Origin of the sequence: Streptomyces corallincola (genome assembly GCF_019104725.1) — a bacterium.
GTDB classification, from domain to species: domain Bacteria; phylum Actinomycetota; class Actinomycetes; order Streptomycetales; family Streptomycetaceae; genus Streptomyces; species Streptomyces corallincola.
Genome location: NZ_JAHRXF010000025.1, coordinates 41,433 through 63,137, shown reverse-complemented (window position 1 = coordinate 63,137; position 21,705 = coordinate 41,433). Strand labels below are relative to the sequence as shown.

At 73.2% G+C, this 21,705-nt stretch carries 19 protein-coding genes; 9 read left to right on the top strand and 10 right to left on the bottom strand.

Annotated elements, in window-relative coordinates; all coding sequences use genetic code 11:
- Positions 1-42: 42 nt before the first annotated feature.
- Together manB and KUM39_RS17395 are read right to left on the bottom strand one after the other, a co-directional pair.
- On the bottom strand, positions 43-1,125 hold the full coding sequence (manB, locus tag KUM39_RS17400; RefSeq protein WP_217786585.1) for a mannose-1-phosphate guanylyltransferase: 1,083 nt from the start codon (positions 1,123-1,125) through the stop codon (positions 43-45).
- A 224-nt stretch (positions 1,126-1,349) separates the two neighbouring features.
- Complete coding sequence (locus KUM39_RS17395; RefSeq protein WP_246620307.1) at positions 1,350-2,741, bottom strand: peptidoglycan recognition protein family protein; 1,392 nt, start codon at positions 2,739-2,741, stop codon at positions 1,350-1,352.
- Positions 2,742-2,870: 129 nt separating this feature from the next.
- On the opposite strand from KUM39_RS17395, the gene KUM39_RS17390 reads away from it, so the two are divergent.
- The 4 genes from KUM39_RS17390 (at position 2,871) to KUM39_RS17375 (ending at position 8,849) form a co-directional block, all read left to right on the top strand.
- On the top strand, positions 2,871-3,626 hold the full coding sequence (locus KUM39_RS17390; RefSeq protein WP_217786583.1) for a TIGR03089 family protein: 756 nt from the start codon (positions 2,871-2,873) through the stop codon (positions 3,624-3,626).
- Positions 3,627-3,773: 147 nt separating this feature from the next.
- Positions 3,774-4,940 carry an LCP family protein gene (locus KUM39_RS17385; RefSeq protein WP_217786582.1) on the top strand — a complete coding sequence of 389 codons (1,167 nt, stop codon included), beginning with the start codon at positions 3,774-3,776 and terminating at the stop codon, positions 4,938-4,940.
- 231 nt (positions 4,941-5,171) lie between these two features.
- Positions 5,172-6,947 carry an LCP family protein gene (locus tag KUM39_RS17380; protein ID WP_217786581.1) on the top strand — a complete coding sequence of 592 codons (1,776 nt, stop codon included), beginning with the start codon at positions 5,172-5,174 and terminating at the stop codon, positions 6,945-6,947.
- Positions 6,948-7,184: 237 nt separating this feature from the next.
- Positions 7,185-8,849, top strand: a complete 1,665-nt coding sequence (locus KUM39_RS17375; protein WP_217786580.1) for an LCP family protein — start codon at positions 7,185-7,187, stop codon at positions 8,847-8,849.
- Between the two features lie 80 nt (positions 8,850-8,929).
- On the opposite strand, the gene KUM39_RS17370 is transcribed toward KUM39_RS17375, so the two are convergent.
- The gene (locus tag KUM39_RS17370) at positions 8,930-9,958 is read right to left on the bottom strand and encodes a glycosyltransferase family 2 protein (protein ID WP_217786579.1); all 1,029 of its coding nucleotides are present in this window, start codon (positions 9,956-9,958) and stop codon (positions 8,930-8,932) included.
- 169 nt (positions 9,959-10,127) lie between these two features.
- Here KUM39_RS17370 and KUM39_RS17365 point away from each other — a divergent pair, with 169 nt between their 5' ends.
- Positions 10,128-11,624 (top strand): LCP family protein, encoded by a 1,497-nt coding sequence (locus tag KUM39_RS17365; protein WP_443732238.1) that lies wholly within the window; start codon positions 10,128-10,130, stop codon positions 11,622-11,624.
- Positions 11,625-11,859: 235 nt separating this feature from the next.
- Here KUM39_RS17365 and KUM39_RS17360 read toward each other — a convergent pair whose 3' ends face one another.
- Positions 11,860-12,408: an acyl-CoA thioesterase gene (locus KUM39_RS17360; protein WP_217786578.1), complete on the bottom strand. Its 549-nt coding sequence runs from the start codon at positions 12,406-12,408 to the stop codon at positions 11,860-11,862.
- Between the two features lie 118 nt (positions 12,409-12,526).
- Here KUM39_RS17360 and KUM39_RS17355 point away from each other — a divergent pair, with 118 nt between their 5' ends.
- A complete protein-coding gene (locus tag KUM39_RS17355; protein WP_217786577.1) occupies positions 12,527-13,828 on the top strand; it encodes an LCP family protein in 1,302 nt (433 codons plus the stop codon).
- A gap of 146 nt (positions 13,829-13,974) precedes the next feature.
- Here the strand turns inward: KUM39_RS17355 and KUM39_RS17350 are convergent, their stop codons facing one another.
- The 4 genes from KUM39_RS17350 to KUM39_RS17335 all read right to left on the bottom strand — a co-directional run bounded on the left by KUM39_RS17350 (position 13,975) and on the right by KUM39_RS17335 (position 17,252).
- Complete coding sequence (locus tag KUM39_RS17350) at positions 13,975-14,829, bottom strand: class I SAM-dependent methyltransferase (protein WP_217786576.1); 855 nt, start codon at positions 14,827-14,829, stop codon at positions 13,975-13,977.
- An 88-nt stretch (positions 14,830-14,917) separates the two neighbouring features.
- The gene (locus KUM39_RS17345; RefSeq protein ID WP_217786575.1) at positions 14,918-15,280 is read right to left on the bottom strand and encodes a four-helix bundle copper-binding protein; all 363 of its coding nucleotides are present in this window, start codon (positions 15,278-15,280) and stop codon (positions 14,918-14,920) included.
- 182 nt (positions 15,281-15,462) lie between these two features.
- Positions 15,463-15,999: a DinB family protein gene (locus KUM39_RS17340; protein ID WP_217786574.1), complete on the bottom strand. Its 537-nt coding sequence runs from the start codon at positions 15,997-15,999 to the stop codon at positions 15,463-15,465.
- Positions 16,000-16,094: 95 nt separating this feature from the next.
- On the bottom strand, positions 16,095-17,252 hold the full coding sequence (locus KUM39_RS17335) for an acyl-CoA dehydrogenase (protein ID WP_217786573.1): 1,158 nt from the start codon (positions 17,250-17,252) through the stop codon (positions 16,095-16,097).
- A 220-nt stretch (positions 17,253-17,472) separates the two neighbouring features.
- Between KUM39_RS17335 and KUM39_RS17330 the strand changes: the two genes are divergently transcribed.
- Complete coding sequence (locus tag KUM39_RS17330) at positions 17,473-18,816, top strand: UDP-glucose dehydrogenase family protein (RefSeq protein ID WP_217786572.1); 1,344 nt, start codon at positions 17,473-17,475, stop codon at positions 18,814-18,816.
- A 180-nt stretch (positions 18,817-18,996) separates the two neighbouring features.
- Here the strand turns inward: KUM39_RS17330 and KUM39_RS17325 are convergent, their stop codons facing one another.
- Complete coding sequence (locus KUM39_RS17325; protein ID WP_217786571.1) at positions 18,997-19,503, bottom strand: CGNR zinc finger domain-containing protein; 507 nt, start codon at positions 19,501-19,503, stop codon at positions 18,997-18,999.
- A gap of 126 nt (positions 19,504-19,629) precedes the next feature.
- On the opposite strand from KUM39_RS17325, the gene KUM39_RS17320 reads away from it, so the two are divergent.
- Entirely contained in the window at positions 19,630-20,001 is a 372-nt protein-coding gene (locus tag KUM39_RS17320) for a VOC family protein (RefSeq protein ID WP_217786606.1), read from the top strand.
- A gap of 44 nt (positions 20,002-20,045) precedes the next feature.
- Positions 20,046-20,435, top strand: a complete 390-nt coding sequence (locus KUM39_RS17315; RefSeq protein ID WP_217786570.1) for a VOC family protein — start codon at positions 20,046-20,048, stop codon at positions 20,433-20,435.
- A gap of 34 nt (positions 20,436-20,469) precedes the next feature.
- Here KUM39_RS17315 and KUM39_RS17310 read toward each other — a convergent pair whose 3' ends face one another.
- Positions 20,470-21,564, bottom strand: a complete 1,095-nt coding sequence (locus KUM39_RS17310) for a membrane dipeptidase (protein ID WP_217786569.1) — start codon at positions 21,562-21,564, stop codon at positions 20,470-20,472.
- Between the last annotated feature and the right edge of the window lie 141 nt (positions 21,565-21,705).

Below are 21,705 nucleotides of genomic sequence, written 5' to 3'. Positions count from 1 at the left end.
TCCCAGGGCCGCCCCCGGGCGGGCCGCACCCCCGGGCGGGCCCTACTGGTCCGAGGAGAAGCGCAGCGCGCCGCCCGGGATGCGGGCGTCGCACCAGACGCGGGCGCCGGAGCGGAGTTCGTTGTCCGGGCCGACGAAGGCGCCGTCACCGATGACCGTGCCGGTGAGGACGGAGCGTTCGCCGACGCGGGCGCGGGTGCCGATGAGGGAGTCGGTGATGACGGCGCCGGGTTCGATGACGGCGCCGGGGAGGATGGTGGAGCCGGAGACGCGGGCGCCCCCGGCGACGAAGGCGCCCTCGCCCACCACGGTGCCGCCGGTCAGCTTGGCGTCCGGGGCGACCCGTGCCGTGGGGAGGATGAGCCGGTCACCGCAGCGGCCGGGCACGGCCGGGGACGGGGCGCGGCCCATGACGAGGTCGGCCGAGCCGCGCACGAACGCGGCCGGGGTGCCGAGGTCGAGCCAGTAGGTGGAGTCCACCATGCCCTGGAGATGCGCCCCGGCGGCGAGCAGTCCGGGGAAGGTCTCCCGCTCGACGGAGACGGGCCGCCCGGCGGGGATGGTGTCGATGACCGAGCGCCGGAAGACGTACGCCCCCGCGTTGATCTGGTCGGTGACGATCTCCTCGGGCGTCTGCGGCTTCTCCAGGAAGGCGAGGACGCGCCCGGTGTCGTCGGTGGGGACGAGCCCGTAGGCGCGCGGATCGGTGACGCGGGTGAGGTGCAGGGAGACGTCCGCGCCGGTGGTGCCGTGGGTGTCCACGAGGCGGCGGATGTCGAGTCCGGTGAGGATGTCGCCGTTGAAGACGAGGACGGGTTCGTCGGGTCCGGAACGCAGCCGGGAGGCGACGTTGCGCAGGGCGCCGCCGGTGCCGAGGGGCTCGTCCTCGGTGACGTACTCGATGTGCAGCCCGAGCTGGGCGCCGTCCCCGAAGTGGGGTTCGAAGACCTCGGCGAGATAGCTCGTGGCGAGGACGATGTGGTCCACACCGGCCGCCCGCGCGCGGGCGAGCTGGTGGGTGAGGAACGGGACCCCGGCCGCCGGGACCATCGGCTTGGGCGTGTGGACCGTGAGCGGGCGCAGCCGGGTGCCTTTGCCGCCGACCAGGAGAATCGCTTCTGTCACCTGTCGTCTCTGCTTCCTGCCGGGACCGGCCGAACTGATCGTTTCGGCCGGCCAGTGTATGCAGACCGTGCGACGGTGCCCCCGATGGCCGCGCGGTGTCCCGCGAGACTCGGCGTACGGTTCCCCCGAACCGCCCCCCGCCGGTCCCCCCGGACCTCCCCCGCCCGTCCCCCGACGGCGATGAACGCGCCGCCCCGGCCGCGCGGCGCGCGGCCGGGAGCGCCTCAGCGCCCCTGGAGCTTCGCCGCTTTGGAACGGACCGAACCGAGCTTCGCGTAGAGCCGCTTGCCCGGGCAGTCGGTGGAGTACCCGTCCCGGTGACCGGAGATCACGTTCAGTCGTACGTTCTTCCCCTTGGGGTAGAGGTTGCCACCGCCCGAGGTCAGGTATGTCTTTCCGCTCGGATTGGCGGCGAAGAGACCGAGCTTCCAGGCGACGATCTTCCCCACGCCGGTGACGGCGGCGGCGGGCGGCTTGGCGGAGCCGAAGCTGCCGATCACGGCGATGCCCATGCTGTTGGTGTTGAAGCCCATCGTGTGCGCCCCGAGGACGGCCTTGGTGACGCCCCCGGCCCGGCCCTCGTAGACCGTTCCGCACTTGTCCACGAGGAAGTTGTAGCCGATGTCCCGCCAGCCCATGCTCTTGACGTGGTAGCGGTAGATGCCGCGGATGACGGAGGGGGCCTGGGAGCAGGTGTACTTGTTGCCGGTGGCCGTGTGGTGGACGAAGGCCGCCTTGACCTTCTTGGTGTAGACGAAGCCGCGTTCGCGCAGCTTCTCGTCGGCGCCCCAGCCGTGCCGGGTGACGATCTTCGGGCGCGGTCCGATGTGCGGCTTGACGCGGGGGCCGTCGCCCGCGAGGGCCGCGAGTTCCTTCTCGGTGGCCGCCCGGTCCAGCGCGGGGATCTCCAGCGCCCCGGCGGGCGCGACGTCGCTGTTGGCGGCCTCGGCGGTGACCGCCGCGTCCGTCTCCGGGGCCGTCACGGCGCGCGTCCCCCCGGCGGGTTCCGCCGCGCCGGGGTCCACCAGCTCCAGGCGGAGCCCGGCGGGGAGCGGGAACGCGGCGGTACGGGTCCGGGGGCCGCCGGCGTCCTCCGGACCGGCGGGTCCGTCCGGACCGGTCGCCTCCGCCCGTACCCGTACGTCCACCCCGTCCGAGTCGCCCACCCACAACGGGGCCGTGGCGCCCCGGACATGGCCCGCGGCGCGCTCGGCCGTGCCGGGGTCGGCGCCGTGGTCCTCGTTGTGCGTGTCCACGTCCTGCCAGCCGGACCAGGTGCCGGTGGCGGTGTCGCGGGTGCGCACCTGGACCCGGCCGCGCAGCGGGGTGTCCGGGTCGTCCCAGATCACGCCGAGCATCGAGAAGGAGTCCACCGAGGCACGGTAGAGGCCCTGTTCGGGGGCCTGGCCGAGGACGCGCTCGCGCGTGCGGGGGGCGAGGGGCAGCGACTCGGTGCGGCCGGGGACGGCGGCCTCGGCGGTCCGGCCCGTGGCGGCCGTCCGCTCCGCGTGCGCGGGCGCGGCGGTCGCGGGCAGGGCCAGCGGGAGCGCGAGGGCGACCGCGCACGTGACGCCGATCGAGGTGGCACCGACGGAGGAAGAGAAGAGTCCACGCATAGGCATGATCTTGAACATAGTCAGACAAATATGTCCATCACGGAACTGACGGGTCGTCGGTTTCCGTTCCGCCGAACCGGTGGTGGCGGCACCCGGTCGGCGGGCCCGGCCGGGCGTACCCTTGCGCGGGTGACCGCCAACGACCGCACCCCCGCCGACCTGCTGCGTTCCGCGCTCGCCGCGGACGCCGGGCGCCCCCTGGTGACCTTCTACGACGACGCCACGGGCGAACGCGTCGAACTCTCCGTGGCCACCTTCGCCAATTGGGTGGCCAAGACCGCCAACCTGCTCCAGGGCGACCTGTCCGCGGGCCCCGGCGACCGGGTCGCGCTGCTGCTGCCCGCGCACTGGCAGACCGCCGTGTGGCTGCTGGCGTGCTCCTCGGTCGGCGCCGTGGCGGACGTGGGCGGGGACCCGGCCGCCGCCGACGTCGTGGTGAGCGGCCCGGACACGCTGGACGTGGCGCGGGCCTGCCGGGGCGAGCGGCTGGCGCTCGCGCTGCGCCCGCTCGGCGGACGCTTCCCCCGGACCCCGGAGGGCTTCGCGGACTACGCGGCCGAGGTGCCCGGCCAGGGCGACCGGTTCGCGCCGTTCGCCCCGGTGGACGCCGAGGACCCGGCACTGATCGTCGCGGGTGCCGAGTACAGCGGCGCCGAGGTGGTGGACCGGGCGCTCGCGGACGCCCCCGCGCTGGGGCTGACCGGACCGGGCACCCGCCTGCTGTCCGGGTTGCCGTACGACACCTGGGCGGGGCTGAGCGCGGGCCTGTTCGCCCCGCTGGCCGCCGGGGGCTCGGTCGTGCTGTGCCGCAACCTCGACCGGCTGGACGCGGAGGGGCTGGCCCGGCGCGTCGAGAGCGAGCGGGTGGGCGCGGTCCACCGGTAGCCGAGGATGCGCCCGGCGTTCCCGCGTCCCACGGGGCCCGTACGACCGTCACCCACATGGAGCAGCTGAAGGCGCCCCGCCCCCGGCCCGCCCGCATCGTCGTAGGGACAGGGACGACGTCGGTACGCCGGGAGGGGGCACGGTGCCGTGAGTGGACGGGACGGGGGCGGCACCGGCGCCGGGGCCTCGGCCACCGGGCGGGGGCTGGAGCGGCGCCGTCGGCGGCGCCTGCTGCGGGGCGGGGCGCTCGGCGCGGCGGTGCTGGTGCTCGCCGGGGCCGGTGCCGGATGGTTCGTGTACGCCAAGCTCAGCGCCAACATCACCCCGGACGAGGCGGCGGCGGACGAACTCGCGCGCTACGAGCGGGAGCGGCCGACCGCACTGGCGAAGGGCGCGCAGAACATCCTGCTGATCGGTTCGGACACCCGGTCCGGCGCCGGGAACGGCGCCTACGGGCAGGACCGGGGCACCGGGCGCTCGGACACCACGATCCTGCTGCACCTGGCCGCCGACCGGCGCAGCGCCACCGCCGTCTCGCTCCCCCGCGACCTGATGGTGCGCGTCCCGGACTGCCGCACCCCCGGCGGCGGACGTGTCACGCCCCGGCTGACCATGTTCAACCAGGCGTTCCAGCTGGGCGGTTCGGGCTGCACCATCCGCACGGTCGAGCAGCTGACCGGCATCCGCGTGGACCACCACATGGTGCTGGACTTCAGCGGGTTCAAGGAGATGGTGGACGCGGTGGACGGCGTCGAGGTCTGCCTGAAGGAACCGATCGACGACAAGGCCGCGAAACTCCGGCTGCCGGCGGGCCGGGTGACGCTGAACGGCGAGCAGGCGCTCGGGTACGTCCGCGCCCGCAAGTCCCTCGGCAACGGCAGCGACACCGAGCGGATGGCCCGCCAACAGCGCTTCCTGGGCGCCCTGGTGGACAAGGTGTGGGACGACGACGTGCTGCTCAACCCGGTGAAGCTGTACCCGGTGCTGGACGCGGCGACCTCCTCCCTCACCACCGATCCGGAACTGGCCAGCCTGCGCGGGCTGTACCAACTGGTGCGCGGGCTGCGGGACATCCCCACCGGCAGCGTCCGCTTCCTGACCGTGCCGCGCGAGCCGTACGCGTACGACGCCAACCGCGACCAGCTCGTACAGCCCGCCGCCGGGCGGCTGTTCGCGCTCTTGCGCGCGGACCGGCCGGTGGCGGTCGCCGACGACGGCTCCGCCCCTCAGGCGCCTCGTTCCGACCCGTCGGGCCCGGCCTCCCCCGCGCCGACCTTCTCCGGCAACACCGCGTCTGAACATCCGTGCGCGTGAGGCCGTACGGTCCCGTGACGCACCACCGGCCAGGAGAATGAGGGGGATTGCCCAGGTGTAGGACACCGGAATTTGTCACCGGCGTCGCTTGACGCTGAACTGGGCGGATAGTGTGTGCGATCCGGTGCACCCGGCGACGAGGTACGCCTCGGACCGGGCACCGGTTCACCGAGACCCGAGCGCCTGATGGGGGAGGGCGCCGCGTGGCCCCGACAGAGGATTGGGACGACCGTGGACGCGCAAGGCCGTGGGCGGGCGGGCGACATCGACCCCGCCGACCAGTGGGTACTCAATCCGGACACCGGCGAATACGAACTGCGACTGGGCAGTTCCGCCCCGCAGTCACCGGTCCCCGGACCGCGTGCGGCCCGCGCCCGGAACTCCGGCACGACCCGGGTCCGCACCGAGGCTCCGGCCGGTGCGCGCGGCCCGCGCGGCGCGCGGCCCGCGCCCGGCGGTGACGCGGGGGACGGCGGTACGGAGATCCCCGGACCGCGCAGGCGCCGGAGCCCCGAGCCGGAACCGGCGGCCCGGCGCGGCCGTCGGCCGGTGAAGAAGAAGTCGAAGGCCAAGAAGGTGCTGGCCTGGACGGCGGGCGGCACCGCGCTGCTCCTGGTCGCCGCGGGCGGCGCGGGCTACCTCTACCTCAAGCACCTCGAAGGAAACCTCTCCTCGACCGACGTCGGCAGCGCGGCGAAGAACGGATTCGCCAAGGACGAGGCGTTCAACATCCTGATCATCGGCACCGACAAGCGCACCGGCAAGGGCAACGCGGGCTACGGCGACCAGGGCAGCGTCGGCCACGCGGACACCAACATCCTGCTGCACGTCGCCAAGGACCGGTCCAACGCGACGGCGCTGAGCATCCCGCGCGACCTGATCGTGGATGTGCCGGACTGCCCGACCAAGCAGCCGGACGGCACCACGAAGGTGGTTCCGGGCACCGAGAACACCCGGTTCAACACCAGCCTGGGGCAGGAGGGCCGGGACGCGGGCTGCACCATGCGCACCGTCCAGGCGATCACCGGGATCGCGCCGGACCACTTCATGATGGTGGACTTCAACGCGGTGAAGACGCTGACCACGGCCGTCGGCGGCGTCGATGTGTGCGTGGCGCACGCGGTCAACGACAAGGACTCGCACCTGAACCTGCCCGCGGGCAAGTCCACCATCGAGGGCGAGCAGGCGCTGGCGTTCGTCCGCACCCGGCACAGCTGGGGCAACCAGGGCGACCTGGACCGCATCAAGGTGCAGCAGCAGTTCATGGGCTCGCTGATGCGCCAGATGTCCTCCGGCGACACCCTGACCAACCCGGCCAAGGTGCTGGACCTGGCGGAGGCGGCCACCAAGGCACTCACCGTGGACCAGGGCATCAAGAGCGCGGGCACCCTCAAGGACATCGCGCTGGAGCTGAAGCGGGTCCCGCCGAAGAACATCAGCTTCGTCACCGTGCCGGTGCTGGACAACCCGGCGGACGGTGTCGTCCACAAGACGGTGATCGTCAACCCGAACGCCGCTCCGGCCGTCTTCGACGCCATCAAGGGCGATGTCTCCTTCACCGAGGTGAAGCGCGAGCAGCGGGCCGCCAAGGACGCGGCGGCGGCCCGCCTCAAGGGCAGCAGGTCGGGGCCGGCCGACGTACGGGTGCGCATCCTCAACGGCGGTGCCCCGGCGGGCAGCGCGCAGGCCGAGCTGAACTGGCTGCAGAACAGCGCGGGCGTGCTGAAGTCGGAGAACGCGGGCAACGCCCCGGCGCCGCTGGAGAAGACCACCGTGGAGTACGCCCCCGACCAGGCGCCCCAGGCCCGTGAGCTGGCCGCGCTGATGGGGCTGCCGGGCAGCGCGCTGAAGCCGGGTGCCTCGGTCACCAACTCCCAGGGGCTGCCCGCGATGACACTCACCCTGGGCAAGGACTTCAAGGGCGCGGGCGTCTCCCTGACCGCGCCCAGCAAGGCGCCCAAGGTGGACAGCCAGTCCACGGCCGATCAGGTCAAGTGCGCCAGCTGACCGCTCCGTAACGGCGTACGGCCCTCAACACCGCGTCAGATGTGTGGAGTTGGGGGCCGTATCCGGGTTTGCGGGGGCGCGGGCGGGTCACCCGGTGACCGGGAGTGACCGGATTAGCACATAAAAGGTGTGCCTCTGGGAGGTAACTTATCCCGCTCTTCGTGCGTCTAACCGAAGGCGGGACGGACCCGCGGGACCGTCCCGCGAGACGGCGCACAGGGCGGGGAGGGCTGGGAGTTGGCGCAGAGCGAAGTACGCGGGGAGTCCCGCGCGGCCGGGGCGGAACGACGCGCGAGAACGGCGGCGGGCGGCGGACGCGGCGGCGACGGACGCGGCGGCGACGGCCCCCCGGACACCACGGCGGCCGGTGCCCGCCCGCGCGGACGGCGCGCCCTGCGCTGGTCGGCGACGGTGCTCGCGGTGGTCATACTCGGCACGGCCGGGGCCGGATACGTCTACCTCAAGCACCTCGACGACAACATCCAGAAGGGGCGACGCAGCAGCGCCGACGACTCCAAGGCGCTGCGGACCGCGCCGAACCGGGCCGGGCAGACCCCGGTGAACATCCTGCTGCTCGGCTCCGACAGCCGTAACTCCGCGGAGAACGTGAAGCTCGGCGGCAGCCGGGACAACGTGGGCAACCCGCCGCTCGCGGACGTCCAGATGCTGATCCACCTCTCCGCCGACCGCAGGAGCGCGTCCGTGGTGAGCATCCCCCGCGACACCCGCGTGGACATCCCCAAGTGCACCGACCCCGCGACCGGGAAGACGTACGGCGCGACCAACGACATCATCAACGTCTCCCTCGCGCGCGGCGGTGCGGGCTGCACGCTGGCCACCTGGGAGAACCTCACCGGGATCTACATCGATCACTGGATGACGATCGACTTCGCGGGCGTGGTGCGCATGGCCGACGCCGTCGGCGGGGTGGACGTGTGCGTCAACCAGAACGTGTGGGACCGCCCGCTGCCCAATGTGCCGGGCGGCTCGGGGCTGAAGCTGACCAAGGGTTCGCACAACGTCAAGGGCAAGCAGGCGCTCCAGTGGCTGCGCACCCGGCACGCCTGGGGCAGCGACCCGCTGCGCGCCCGCGCCCAGCACATGTACCTGAACTCGATGATCCGCACCCTCAAGGGCGAGAACGTCTTCACCGACGGCGGCCGGCTGATGGACCTGGCCGAGGCGGGCACCCGCTCCCTCCAGGTCTCCGAGGAGATCGGCAGCGTCAAGAAGCTGTACGACCTGGCCACGCAGCTCAAGTCGGTGCCGACCGACCGCATCACCATGACGACGATGCCGTGGGTGCCGGACCCCCGGGACCCGGACGCGCACGTCGTACCGGACGGCGGCAACGCGGCCAAGATGTGGCAGATGATCCGCGACGACGTGCCCTTCGACAAGAACGGCACCGCGTCGGACGCCAAGGGCGGCGAGGGCGGCGGGAAGAGCGGCGACGGCGGTCCGAAGGCCGAGCAGCCCTCGCAGCGCCCCGACCGGCTCGGTGTCCTGGTGCGCAACGCCACCCGCACCGCCACCGAACCCCCGGTCTCCGGGCGGGCGTCCGCCATCGGCCGGGAGCTGGTGGGCAAAGGTTTCAGCAGGGCGACCGCCGACCCCTCCGGCCCGGCCTCCGAGGAGCGGACGGCCGTGACCTACCCGAGCGCCGACCTCAAGGGCGACGCGCAGGCCGTCGCGCGGGCGCTCGGCATCCCGCCGGACTCCGTGAAGCAGTCCACCGACGCCACCGGGGTCACCGTCGTGATTGGCTCCGACTGGCGCACGGGGACGGCCTACCCCGCGCGGAAGAAGCCCACGGCGGGCGACCTGCCGGACAACGCCGACGCGCTGAACGGCTCCGAGGCCGACACGTGCATGGACGTGTACAGGCCGTACCAGTGGTAGCGGGCGCGGTGCGGGAAACGGGCGGGCGGTGAGCGCCGGGCGGTTGAGCGTCACCGCCCGGCCGTCGGGCGTACGGCCGCTCAGCCCGCGGCGGGCACCGCCGGGCGGCGCGAGGCGATGACCTTGCGCGCCAGGGACTTCGGGCTGGTCAGGAAGCCCCAGCCCCAGGACATGTGCATGGTGCCCAGCGCGACCGGGATGCGCAGCCGCGCCGTCAGCGGCAGCCCCCTGCCCGCCGGGACCGAGCCCGCGACGATCGCCGCGAGGTAGCCGCCGGGGACCAGCAGCGCCCAGGGGGTCAGGGCCGCGCCCACGACCAGGCCCGCCGCGATGGCGCACACGGCGGTCGGCGGGGCGAGATAGCGCAGGTTGATCGAGCCCTCGTGGTACCGGGCGACGACGTGCCGCCAGCGGCCGTAGTCCTTGTACTGCTTGGCCAGCGCGCGCACGCTCGGCCGGGGGCGGTACGACACCCGCAGCTCCGGCGAGAACCAGATCAGGCCGCCCGCCTCGCGGATGCGGAAGTTCAGCTCCCAGTCCTGGGCGCGGACGAACTCCTCGTTGTAGCCGCCCTGCCGCTCCAGCGCCTCGCGGCGGAACACCCCGAGGTACACGGTCTCGGCGGGACCGGCCTGGCCGCCGGTGTGGAAGGCCGCGTTGCCCACGCCGATCCTCGACGTCATGGCGGCGGCGACCGCGTGCTCCCAGTCGTTCTCGCCCTCGGCGTGCATGATGCCGCCGACGTTCTGCGCGCCGGTCTCGTCCAGCAGGCGTACGGCGGTGGCGATGTAGTCCGGCGAGAGGATGCCGTGGCCGTCCACGCGGACCACGACCGGGTGCCGGGACGCCTTGATCGCCGCGTTCAGCGCGGCCGGGGTCCGGCCCGTCGGGTTGGGCACGGTGTGCACCCGCGGGTCCTCGGCGACCAGCTCGGCGGCGATCTCGTCCGTGCGGTCCGCGGACGGACCGAGGGCGATCACGACCTCCATGTCACCGCCGTACTCCTGCGCGAGGATCGCGCGGACCGCTCCGCGCAGATGCCGTTCCTCGTTCAGCACGGGCATGATCACGGACACGGCGGGGAGGCGCACGTCGGGCTTGGTGTTCATAAGGACCTCACGTTACCGCGAACGGGGGACACGGGAGCGCGCCGCCGGGACGACGACGCGGGCTGGAGATCGTATCGGCCTACGGTTCTCACAAATCCCACGTATGGCCGCAAGGCCCCTCGCCGACGTCGCGGAGATCCGTCGCGGGGCCGTAGCCCGGAGGTGTCCCTTGCCCAGCCCGCCGAGGTCCCCCGCCCGGCCGCAGCGCAGACCGCAGCCGCCCGGCCGTGTACCACCGGCCCCCGCGCGGACCGCACGGGTGCGGCGTCCCAAGCGGCCCCGCTGGGCCATGCGGGCCCTGACCACACTGTCGGTGGTGGTGCTCGCCTCGGCCGGGATCGGCCACGCGGTGGTGACCAGCCTGGACGCGGGGATCTCCCGGATCGACGCGTTCAAGGACATGAAGAACCGGCCGCGCGCCGGGCACGGCATGAACGTGCTGCTGGTCGGCACCGACGGCCGCGACAAGATCAGCGAGGCGGAGCGGCGCGCGTTCCGCCTCGGCGGTGCGCCCTGCCACTGCACGGACACGATGATGATCGTGCACATCTCGGAGGACCGGGGGCGGGCGAGCGTGGTGAGCCTGCCGCGCGACTCCTACGCGGAGGTCCCCGCGCACCTGGACCGCACCACCGGCAAGCAGCACGGCGCGCATCCCATCAAGCTGAACGCGGCCTACGCCGAGGGCGGTCCGCAGCTCACCATCGGCACCGTCGAGAACATGACCCACGTGAAGATCGACCACTACATGGAGGTCGATTTCACCAGCTTCATGCGGACCGTGGACGTGCTCGGCGGGGTGCGGATCTGTACGGCGGTCCCGCTGAAGGACTCGTACACCGGGCTCGACCTCTCCCCCGGCCCGCACGCGCTGAACGGCGGACAGGCGCTCCAGTACGTACGCGCCCGGCATGTGGACGGGGCCTCCGACCTGGGCCGGATGAAGCGGCAGCAGCGGTTCCTGGCGGCGCTGATCGAGCGGGCCACCTCCTCGGGGGTGCTGCTGAACCCGATGAAGTTCCGGGACGTGACGCGGGCGGTGCTCGGGTCGGTGCGGGCGGACGCCGGGTTCGGCACCGACGAACTGCTGGACCTCGGGCGGGCGATGCGGAACTTCTCGCCGTCCTCCTCCGAGTTCACCACCGTGCCGATCGGGCAGATGGACTTCCCCGTCAAGGGCGTCGGCTCGACCCTGAAGTGGGACCCGGCCGCCGCCGGGCGGGTCTTCCAGGCGCTGCGCGACGACCGGCCGCTCGCGGTGGCACCGCCCCGCAAGGGCCCCGCCCCGGCGACCGTCGAGGTGGACCCGCACGCGATCCGGGTCCAGGTGGAGAACGGCACCGCGACGGCGGGGCTGGCCCGCAAGGCGGACGCGGCGCTCGCCGCGACCGGCTTCGCCACCACCCGGCAGCCGACCACCGCCGCCGGTCACGCCGTCAAGCGGACCGTCATCACCTACGACCCCCGCTGGGACCGCTCGGCCCGTTCACTGGCCGCCGCCCTGCCCGGCAGCGAACTCCGCGCGGCCCCCGGTCAGGGCCCGCTGCTCAAGGTCACGGTCGGCGCCGACTTCCGGACCGTGCACCAGGTCCGCGCCGACGACCCCGGCAGGCCGGAGCAGAGCGTCCAGCGCGGCAACGAGGTGGTGTGCGGGGCCCAGGCGTAACCGCCCTCGCGGCTTGAGCGGCGGTACGGGGCGGGGTGCAGGAATGCGGGGCAGCGGGGCAGGAGGCTCGGGACCTCCGGCCCCGCTTCTCGCTTCTCGCCTTCTCACGCGGGCGGGACGGATGTGCGGGAGAGCACGCGGGCGGCCGGATCGGGAGGCCGCCCGGCCAGGGCCGCCGAGCCGGGGGCGCCGAGCCAGGGGCGCCGAGCCAGGGGCGCCGAGCCAGGGGGCGCCGTCAGTCCAGGAACCCCTCCGCCGCGCGCTGCTCGCGGAGTTCGCGGATGGCGCGGCGGCGGGCGAGCCGGTGGGTGCGGCGGATCTGGGCCTCCTGGTAGCGGCGGCGGTCGCGGTCGGTCTCAGGGAGCACCGGGGGGACCGCGCGGGGCTTGCCGTCGGCGTCCACGGCGGCGAAGACGAGGTAGGCGGAGCCGACCTGGGTCGCCGGGGCGGACTCGTTCCAGCGCTCGGCCATGACCCGGACGCCGATCTCCATCGAGGACCTGCCGGTCCAGTTGACCTGGGCCTTCACATGGACGAGGTCACCGACCCGGACCGGCTCCAGGAACGCCATCTCGTCCATCGACGCGGTGACGGCGGGACCTCCGGAGTGCCGTCCGGCCACCGCGCCCGCCGCGTCGTCCACCAGTTTCATGATCACACCGCCGTGCACGGTGCCCAGCAGGTTGGTGTCACTGTGGGTCATGATGTGGCTGAGCGTGGTGCGCGAGGCGGACGTGGGCTTGCCCGGAATTTCCGGTTCCGCGTCCGTGGCCTGGTCTGTCATGACCCCCACCTTATGCCGAGGCGTACGCCGCGTATTTTGTGTCAGCTTGGCAACAGCGCCGCTCTGATTTTCCGACAGGCCTTGTGGGGCCCATACCGCGACCCTGCACACTGGCCGCATGAATGACTGGCCCCAGGGACCGTCCGACGACAACCGCGGACCCCGCTACGGACACGGCAGCGCCGGTGCGCAGCCGGAGGGTGCCCGTGTGATGCGCCAGGTGCGGCGCCCGCAGGCACCGCCCGGACAGCGTGGCCACGGCGAGCCCTCGGCGCCGCCGTACGGCAACGGTGTCCCGCAGCAGCCCGCGTACGTGGACGGGCAGGGACACGACGGCCGGGGCGGCGGCTACGACAGCGGGTACAGCTCGGGCCAGGTCTACGGCAACCGCCCCGGCGGTCCCGGTGGCCCGTACGGCACCGGCACCCGGCCCCCGCGTCCGGCGCCGAACTGGGGGCGGCGGATCAAGTGGGGCGTGCTGACACTGGCGGCGGTGCTGCTGGTCACGTCGGTGAGCACGTACTTCTGGGCCGACTCCAAGCTGCACCGGGACGTGGACCTCTCCAAGGTCATCGACCGCCCGGCCGCCGGCGACGGCACGAACTACCTGATCGTCGGCTCCGACAGCCGCGCGGGCATGTCGGCCGAGGAGAAGAAGAAGCTGCACACCGGTTCCGCCGAGGGCCAGCGCACCGACTCGATGATGATCCTGCACGTGGGCGGGAACGGGGACACCCTGATCTCGCTGCCGCGCGACTCCAACGTGACGATCCCGCAGTTCAAGGGGTCGGAGTCGGGCAAGATCCGGGGCCCGCTGGGCCAGAACAAGCTGAACGCGGCGTACGCGATAGACGGGCCGACCCTGCTGGTGCGGACCGTCGAGTACAACACCGGTCTGCACATCGACCACTACGTGGAGATCGGCTTCGCCGGTTTCGCCAAGATCGTGGACGCGGTCGGCGGGGTCGAGATCGACATCGACAAGGGGTTCAAGGACAAGTACTCCGGCGCCGACTTCAAGGCGGGCAAGCAGACCCTGAACGGTGAGCAGGCCCTCGCCTTCGTCCGCACCCGGCACGCCTTCGCCGCGTCCGACCTCCAGCGCACCAAGAACCAGCAGAAGTTCCTGTCCGCCCTCGCGCACCAGGTGGCGACCCCGTCCACGGTCATGAACCCCTTCACGTTCTACCCGACGATGGGCGCCGGGCTGGACTCGCTCACCGTGGACAAGGACATGTCCCTGTGGGACCTGGCCTCGATGTTCTGGGCCATGAAGGGCGTCAGCGGCGGTGACGGCACCTCCCTGAACATGCCGATCTCCGGCTCGGTCGGCGGCAACCTCGTCTGGGACAAGGCGAAGGTGAAGACGCTCGTGGACGAGCTGAACAACGACCAGAAGGTGACGGTCACGGGCAACTGACGTCGCGGTCGGCGCGCGCTCGCACGAGCTCGTACGAGGGGGAGGGACTCCGGTTCCTCCCCCTCGTCATGTCCGGGCGCCTCCGCGGCGTACGGCCGGGCCGAGGCCCTCGGCGTCCCGGCCGCCTCGGGCCCACCACTCCCCCGCTACGCGGCGGGAGCCGCCCACGTCCCGGACGCCAGTACGGCCACATGGGGAAGGGCCAGTCGCCGCGCGTCCCCGGTGGACCGCGACGGCCCGGTGACGAAGGGCGCGCAGAGCCGGTCGTAGGCCCGCCGGACCCGTACGACGGTCTCCGGGTCCTGGGCGGTCAGGACCAGCCCGACGGTGGCGACCCCGCCCGCCGCGGCGCCCCACCACTCCCCGGCGGTGGTGAGGTGGTCCCAGGAGGGCTCATGGGCCTCGACGCCGTGGAACCCGTCCCCCGCGAGCAGGCCCGCCACGCCCTCGGGGGTACGGGGGAAGTCCTCGTCGGGGTGGAGGCGGGGCAGATACGCGGGCGGTACGGCCCCGCCCTCGGCGAGCGCCCGGCCCAGCAGGTCCTGGCCCGCACCGCGCCGGGCGACCCACAGGGTGACGGCCAGCCGCCCGCCCGGCCGGAGCACCCGGCGCAGTTCGGTGAGGGCGGCGCGCGGCCGCCCCACGTGGTTGAGGACGAAGTTCCCCACCACGGCGTCGAACACCCCGTCCGCGAAGGGAAGTCCGGGGAGCGCGGCGACGCACGCGGAGACCCCGCGCCGTCCTGCCTCGGCGGCCATGCCGGGGTCGGCGTCCACGGCGTGGACCAGCGCGCCCCGCTCCAGGGCGGCGAGGGCGGCGGCGCCGGTGCCGGTGCCCACGTCGAGGACGCGGGTGCCCCGGCCGACTCCGGCCGCGTCGAGCAGCGCGGGGACGGGGTGCGCGCACAGCGGTGCGAAACCGTGGGCGTAGGCGCGGGTCCGCCCGGACCACATGGCCCGCTCGGCGGTGTCGAAGGCCGTGGTCGCGTCGGTGTCGATCATGCCCGCCAGCCTGCCGCACGCCCGGCCGGAGACACCACCCTCGGGGGCGTCCCGGCCGGACCGGGCATCCCGGACGCGGGGCGGGGACTCACATGGCGGCGCCCGCCATGCTCCGGCACATGTCCGCGCAGCGGCGGCACGCCTCGGCACAGCGGATCATCTGGGCGTCGTCGGGGAGGGACATGCACGCCTCGGCGCACATCTCGCAGGCGCGGGCGCACATCGCGCAGATGTCGGCGGACATCGGGGAGCGGCGCATCATCATGTCGGCACAGAGACGGGTGGTCTCTGAGCAGTCCATGAGGGCGCGCATGATCTGGAGCTGGGCCTGGCCGCCCATGTTCAGACAGGCGCTCATGGTCTCCTCGCAGATGCCGTGGCAGGTCATGCACGCCTCGACGGCGTCCTGGGTCTGCCGGGTCATGGCGGGTGCGGTACCGGACTGGGTCATGGCTCCTCCTTCGGCGGGCCCGGACCCGGAGCGGGTCCGGTCTGCCTTCCGTCCTACGCCCGTGCCCGCCCCCGCGCATGTGACCGGCCGGTCGGCAAGCGGGGCGGGGCCGTACGGGTGAGAGCCGCCGGGGGCGGGGTGCGCGGGGGCGGGGTGCGCGGGGGCGGGGGCGGGGTGCCGGGTCAGACGCCCGCCGTGCCGTCCACGCGTTCGCGGATGAGGTCGGCGTGGCCGTTGTGGCGGGCGTACTCCTCGATCATGTGGATCATGATCCAGCGCAGCGAGACGCCCTGGTCACCGAGGACGTCGGACTCCGGGCCGGGGAGTTCGGGCAGCGGGCCGCAGTCGTCGGGCGAGGCGAGGGCGATGAGTTCGCGGCCCCGCTCGATCTCGGTGCGCCAGGCGGCCATCACCTCGTCGATGCCCCGGTCGGGGCTGAGCGTGAAGCCCTCGCCGTCCCCGAACAGCGCGGGCAGGTCCTGGCCGGAGAACACCCGCCGGAACCAGTTCCGCTCGATCTCCGCCAGGTGCTGCACCAGCCCCAGCAGGGTCATCGGGGACGGCGGCACCGAGGCCGTCCGCAACTGCTCGTCCGTCAGCCCCGCGCACTTCAGCGCCAGCGTCTCCCGGTGGAAGTCGAGCCACGCCTCCAACTGGTCCCGCTCGGTGGCCCTCGGCTGCGGGACGGGTCGTCCGTCCGGTGTCGTCTTCGTCGTCATGTCCGCACCCTGCCAGACAAGACCCCCGCACCCACGGACGAAGGTCCCCCGGCGCGCTGCCGGGGGACCTTTCTCGTGGTGCGGGCGCCGGGAGGCTACGGCAGGTTGCGGGCCATGACGATGCGCTGGACCTGGTTGGTGCCCTCATAAATCTGGGTGATCTTGGCGTCGCGCATCATGCGCTCGACCGGGTAGTCGCGGGTGTAGCCGTAGCCGCCGAGAAGCTGGACGGCGTCGGTGGTGACCTCCATCGCCACGTCGGAGGCGAAGCACTTGGCGGCGGCGCCCTGGAAGGTGAGGTCGCTGTCGCCGCGCTCGGACTTGGCGGCGGCGGCGTAGGTGAGCTGGCGGGCGGCCTCGATCTTCATGGCCATGTCGGCCAGCATGAACTGGATGCCCTGGAAGTCGGCGATGGGCTTGCCGAACTGCTTGCGCTCCTGGACGTAGCCCTTGGCGTAGTCGAAGGCGCCCTGGGCGACACCGAGCGCCTGGGCGGCGATGGTGATGCGGGTGTGGTCCAGGGTGGCCATCGCGGTGGCGAAGCCGGTGCCCTCGGCGCCGATCATGCGGTCGGCGGGGATGCGGACGTTGTCGAAGTAGACCTCGCGGGTCGGGGAGCCCTTGATGCCGAGCTTCTTCTCGGGGGCGCCGAAGGAGACACCGGGGTCGGACTTATCCACGACGAACGCCGAGATGCCCTTGGACCGCTTGGTGGGGTCGGTGACGGCCATCACCGTGTAGAACTCGGAGACGCCCGCGTTGGTGATCCAGCGCTTCACGCCGTTGAGCACCCAGGAGTCCCCGTCGCGCACGGCCCTGGTCCTCATACCGGCCGCGTCCGAGCCCGCCTCCGGCTCGGAGAGGCAGTACGAGAACATCGCGTCGCCCTTGGCGAGCGGACCCAGGTACTTCTTCTTCAGCTCCTCGGAGCCGGACAGGATCACCGGGAGCGAGCCCAGCTTGTTCACGGCCGGGATCAGCGAGGACGACACACAGGCGCGGGCCACCTCCTCGATGACGATGACCGTGGCGAGCGCGTCGGCGCCGCCGCCGCCGTACTCCTCGGGGACGTGCACGGCGTGCAGGTCGTTCGCCACCAGCGCGTCCAGCGCCTCCTGCGGGAAGCGCGCCTCCTCGTCCACGGCGGCGGCGTACGGCGCGATCTTCGCCTCCGCCAGCGCGCGGACGGCGTCGCGGAGCATGCCGTGCTCCTCGGACGGGCGGTACAGGTCGAAGTCAGCCGATCCGGCCAAGGTCTCTCACGCTCCAAGGACACAGGGGACGCTAATTACCGTTAAGTAACACGAATTTTAGGGGCCGCTCCGCGAGACGCCTACGTGAGCTTGGCGACAGGGGGAAATTTTCCCGCCGAGGGCCGCGGCTATGCTCGCCCCGGCGGCCCGCCCGTCCCCCGTCCGTCTCCGTCCACGCACCGCACGCCGGTGCCGGACGCACCCGAGCTGGAGCACGTCCATGAGCCTGAAGATCACCGTGATCGGCACCGGCTACCTCGGCGCCACGCACGCCGCGGCCCTGGCCGAGCTGGGCTTCGAGGTCCTCGGTCTCGACGTGGTCCCGGAGAAGATCGCCCTGCTGGAGCGGGGTGAGACCCCGATGTACGAACCGGGTCTCGACGAGCTGCTGCGTCGGCACGTCAAGGGCATCGAGGGCTCCAGCGGGCGGCTGCGCTTCACCTCCGACTGGGCCGAGGTCGGCGCCTTCGGCGATGTGCACTTCGTCTGCGTGAACACCCCGCAGCGGCACGGGGAGTACGCGGCCGACATGTCGTACGTGGACTCCGCCTTCGCCTCGCTCGCCCCGCACCTGCGCGGTCCCGCCCTGGTCGTCGGCAAGTCCACGGTGCCGGTCGGCACCGCGGAGCGGCTCGCCGGTTACCTGGCCGAGCACGCCCCGGCCGGGACGGACGCCGAGCTGGCCTGGAACCCGGAGTTCCTCCGCGAGGGCTTCGCCGTCCAGGACACCCTGCACCCGGACCGGATCGTCGTCGGCGTACGCGGTGAACGCGCCGAGAAGCTGCTCCGCGAGGTGTACGCCACCCCGCTCGCGGAGGGCACACCGTTCGTGGTGACCGACTTCCCGACCGCCGAGCTGGTCAAGACGGCCGCGAACTCCTTCCTGGCCACCAAGATCTCCTTCATCAACGCGATGGCCGAGGTCTGCGAGGCGGGCGGCGGCGACGTGGCCAAGCTCGCGGAGGCCATCGGCCACGACGACCGGATCGGCGCCAAGTTCCTGCGCGCCGGGATCGGCTTCGGCGGCGGCTGCCTGCCCAAGGACATCCGCGCCTTCATGGCCCGCGCGGGCGAGCTGGGCGCGGACCAGGCGCTGACCTTCCTGCGCGAGATCGACTCCATCAACATGCGGCGCCGGGGCCAGATGGTCGAGATGGCCCGCGAGGCGCTCGGCGGCGGCTCGTTCCTCGGCCGCCGGGTCGCGGTGCTCGGCGCCGCCTTCAAGCCCGACTCCGACGACGTCCGCGACTCCCCCGCCCTCAACGTGGCCGGTCAGATACACCTCCAGGGCGGCCAGGTCACGGTCTACGACCCGAAGGGCATGGCCAACGCCCGCAGGGTCTTCCCGACCCTGGGCTACGCCGACTCCGCGCTGGACGCGGTACGCGGCGCCGATGTCGTCCTGCACCTCACCGAGTGGCGCGAGTTCCGCGAGCTGGACCCGGCCTCCCTCGGCGAGGTCACGGCCGCCCGCCTGATCCTCGACGGCCGCAACGCCCTGGACCCCGAGGTCTGGCGCCGCGCGGGCTGGACGTACCGCGCGATGGGACGCCCGCGCGCGTAGGGCCACCAGCACCCCGGCACCGGCCGGGGCCCCGTCCGCGCGGGAGGCGGCGGCCGGACGTGCCGGTCCGGCCGAGGCTCAGTCGGCCGGACCGGCACCCCGGCATTGTGCCGCAAGCGGCGGCGGAGGGGGCCGGGCAGGACCGGACAACCGGGCGGGACGGGACCGGAGCGCGGGGGATCAGACCCGCTTGGCCCGGTAGCGCCGCATCTTGGCGCGCGCCCCGCACACCCCCATCGAGCACCAGCGGCCCCGCCCGGCCGGGCTGCGGTCGTAGTACGCCCAGTGGCAGGTGACGGACTCGCACGCCTTCAGCCGGGTCCAGGTGCCCGCGACCAGCGCCTCCGCCACCGCCACCGCGACACGGGAGCGCAGCGCACCGGTGTCGGCGGCGGTGAGGGCGGCCGAGCCGTCGCCGGGGTCCACGGTGACGAGCAGCGGCGCGGCGGCGAGGAGTTCGCCGAGCGGGGTCACCTCGGCGTGCGGCGGGTACCCGGCGTGCGCGAGCAGGACCACGCGCAGCGCTTCGCGCAGCTCACGGGCGTCCTCCACCCCGGCGGCGCCGATGCCCAGCGCCGCCCGGCCACGCCCGGTGTCCAGCGCGTCGGCGCCGGTCTCCAGGTCGAGGGTGTTCACCAGGGCCTCGACCAGGACCAGCCCTCCCGGTGCGGGCGCTCGCTCAGTCATGGCTGCAAGTTACCTCCGCGAATCGGGTTGTGTCCGTTACCGCAGGGGCAGAACCATCAGGTAACGCGTTACCTGATGAGCACGTTCTACGGTAACTCCGTGCTCCCCGCGCCCCAGGAGGAAGTCATGGCCCTCGCCACGCTGGACGTCGTCGCCCTGGACTGTCCCGATCCGCGAGCGCTGGCCGCGTTCTACGCCGGGGTGCTGGGCGGCACGGTGAGCGAGGAGGACGACGGGGAGTGGGTGGAACTGGCGCTCCCGGACGGCCGGAAGCTGGCCTTCCAGCGGGCCACGGGGTTCGTCCCGCCCCGCTGGCCCGCCGCCGAGGGGGGCCAGCAGATGCACCTCGACCTGAATGTCCCCGCCGCCCAGCTCGACGCGGCGGAGAAGGGTGTGCTGGAACTGGGCGCCCGCCTGCTGGAGACCGGCCCGCCGGAGCGGGGCTGGCGAGTGTACGCCGACCCGGCGGGGCATCCGTTCTGCCTGTGCACCTGCTGACGACACCCCCACACCCTGTGCCATCCGTCCTTGAGGAGACCCCGATGACGTCCGTCGCCCGCCTCCGCAGCGTCGTCCTCGACTGCCCCGACCCGGCCGCGCTGGCCGCCTTCTACGCGGCCCTCGCGGGCGGCACCCCGGACGCGCAGGACGACGACTGGGTCGTCCTCCACGTCCCGGACGGGCCCCGGCTCTGCTTCCAGCGCTCCGAGGCGTACGAACCCCCGAAGTGGCCCGGACCCGAGGGCGCCCAGCAGTTCCACCTGGACTTCGACGGCGGGCCCACCTGGGCGGACATCGACCGGGCCCACGAGCAGGTGCTCGCGCTGGGGGCCCGCCCGCTGGACCTCACGGACCGCGAGACGAAGGACTTCCAGGTGTACGCCGACCCGGCGGGGCATCCGTTCTGCCTGTGCAGGATCGAGGAGGGGTAGGGCGGCCTCCCCGGCCCGCGCGCCCGGCGCTCCCTCAGCCGCCGTCCAGGTCGGCCAGCCGGGCCCGTGAGGGTTCGCCCCGGTCCTGGGCGGCACGGGCGGTGAAGTCCGCGCTGCGCAGGGCGCGTTGGACGTTCCCCCAGGTCAGCAGGGACAGCTCGGTGTCGCTCCAGCCGCGCCGGAGCAGTTCCGCGACGAGGTGGGGGTGGCGGGAGGGGTTGTCCAGCTCGGCGGGGTGCGCGGCTCCGGTGTCGTACGCACCGGAGAGGCCGACGCTCTCCGGTCCGGCCACGTCCCGTACGTGCCCGAGATGGTCGGCCACGTCCTCCACGGCCGTCCCGCACTGCTCGGCGGCGAACGGCACCATGCACAGGCCACCGGCGGCGCCGAGGGCGCCGAGCAGATCGTCGGAGACGTTGTCCGGGTGCGGGCGCAGGGCGCTCGCGGCCGAGCGGGTGCACAGCACGGGGGTGCGGGACAGCGCGAGCACCCGGTGCGCGGTGGACTCGGGGGCACCGGAGACGTCCGCGAGGACACCGAGACGGTTCATCTCCCGGACGACCTCCTCACCGAAGCGGGTCAGCCCGGTCTTCCCGCCCGCCCAGGCGGTGCCGGACAGGGTGAGGACGCGCAGGCCGAGCGTGTGCAGGGCGCGCAGTGCGGGGAGGGAGTCCGCGAGGGCGCGGGCCCCGGCGGGACCGAGTACGACAGCGGTCCGGCCGCAGTTCCGGGCGTCGATGACCTCCCCCGCCGACCGTGCCGGGCGCAGGCCCTCCGGGTGCGCGGCGATGACGGCCCGGGCGAGGTCGAGCAGTTCCAGGGTGGCGGCCAGCGCCCGGTCCCCGCCGGTCCCCTCGGGCAGGTCCAGCGCCCAGAACTGCGCCCCGACCCGGCCCGCCCGCAACCGGGGCACATCGGTGTCCACGGCACTCCCGCCCAGCTCCAGGTCGCACCGACCCGACCGCGCCAACACCCCCGGCAGCCCGCACCGCCCGTCCGCCACCGGGTACCGCTCCAACACCGCCCGCGCCAGCCGCAACGTGTCGTCCGCCTCCCCGCCGGGAAACGGATCATCCGGCAACTCGTCAAGACCGGCCGCCACGGGCACACCGTCCTGGAGGTGCGACATAAAGCCTCCGCGCGTCATCAAGGCCACACCACCCCGCAGTGGCCGCCGTCCCCCCACCGTCACACGCCCACCACGCGACCCACCTGACGAGTACGCCGTCCGAGGGACCAACAGCCCCAGGAAGGGCTGCGCAGCAGCCCT

Coding starts and splice junctions, on each gene's coding strand:
- KUM39_RS17395 (WP_246620307.1), bottom strand. CDS start 2,741: ATGCGTGGACTCTTCTCTTCCTCCGTCGGTGCCACCTCGATCGGCGTC.
- KUM39_RS17370 (WP_217786579.1), bottom strand. CDS start 9,958: ATGAACACCAAGCCCGACGTGCGCCTCCCCGCCGTGTCCGTGATCATG.
- KUM39_RS17360 (WP_217786578.1), bottom strand. CDS start 12,408: ATGACAGACCAGGCCACGGACGCGGAACCGGAAATTCCGGGCAAGCCC.
- KUM39_RS17355 (WP_217786577.1), top strand. CDS start 12,527: ATGAATGACTGGCCCCAGGGACCGTCCGACGACAACCGCGGACCCCGC.
- KUM39_RS17350 (WP_217786576.1), bottom strand. CDS start 14,829: ATGATCGACACCGACGCGACCACGGCCTTCGACACCGCCGAGCGGGCC.
- KUM39_RS17345 (WP_217786575.1), bottom strand. CDS start 15,280: ATGACCCAGTCCGGTACCGCACCCGCCATGACCCGGCAGACCCAGGAC.
- KUM39_RS17340 (WP_217786574.1), bottom strand. CDS start 15,999: ATGACGACGAAGACGACACCGGACGGACGACCCGTCCCGCAGCCGAGG.
- KUM39_RS17330 (WP_217786572.1), top strand. CDS start 17,473: ATGAGCCTGAAGATCACCGTGATCGGCACCGGCTACCTCGGCGCCACG.
- KUM39_RS17325 (WP_217786571.1), bottom strand. CDS start 19,503: ATGACTGAGCGAGCGCCCGCACCGGGAGGGCTGGTCCTGGTCGAGGCC.
- KUM39_RS17320 (WP_217786606.1), top strand. CDS start 19,630: ATGGCCCTCGCCACGCTGGACGTCGTCGCCCTGGACTGTCCCGATCCG.
- KUM39_RS17315 (WP_217786570.1), top strand. CDS start 20,046: ATGACGTCCGTCGCCCGCCTCCGCAGCGTCGTCCTCGACTGCCCCGAC.
- KUM39_RS17310 (WP_217786569.1), bottom strand. CDS start 21,564: ATGTCGCACCTCCAGGACGGTGTGCCCGTGGCGGCCGGTCTTGACGAG.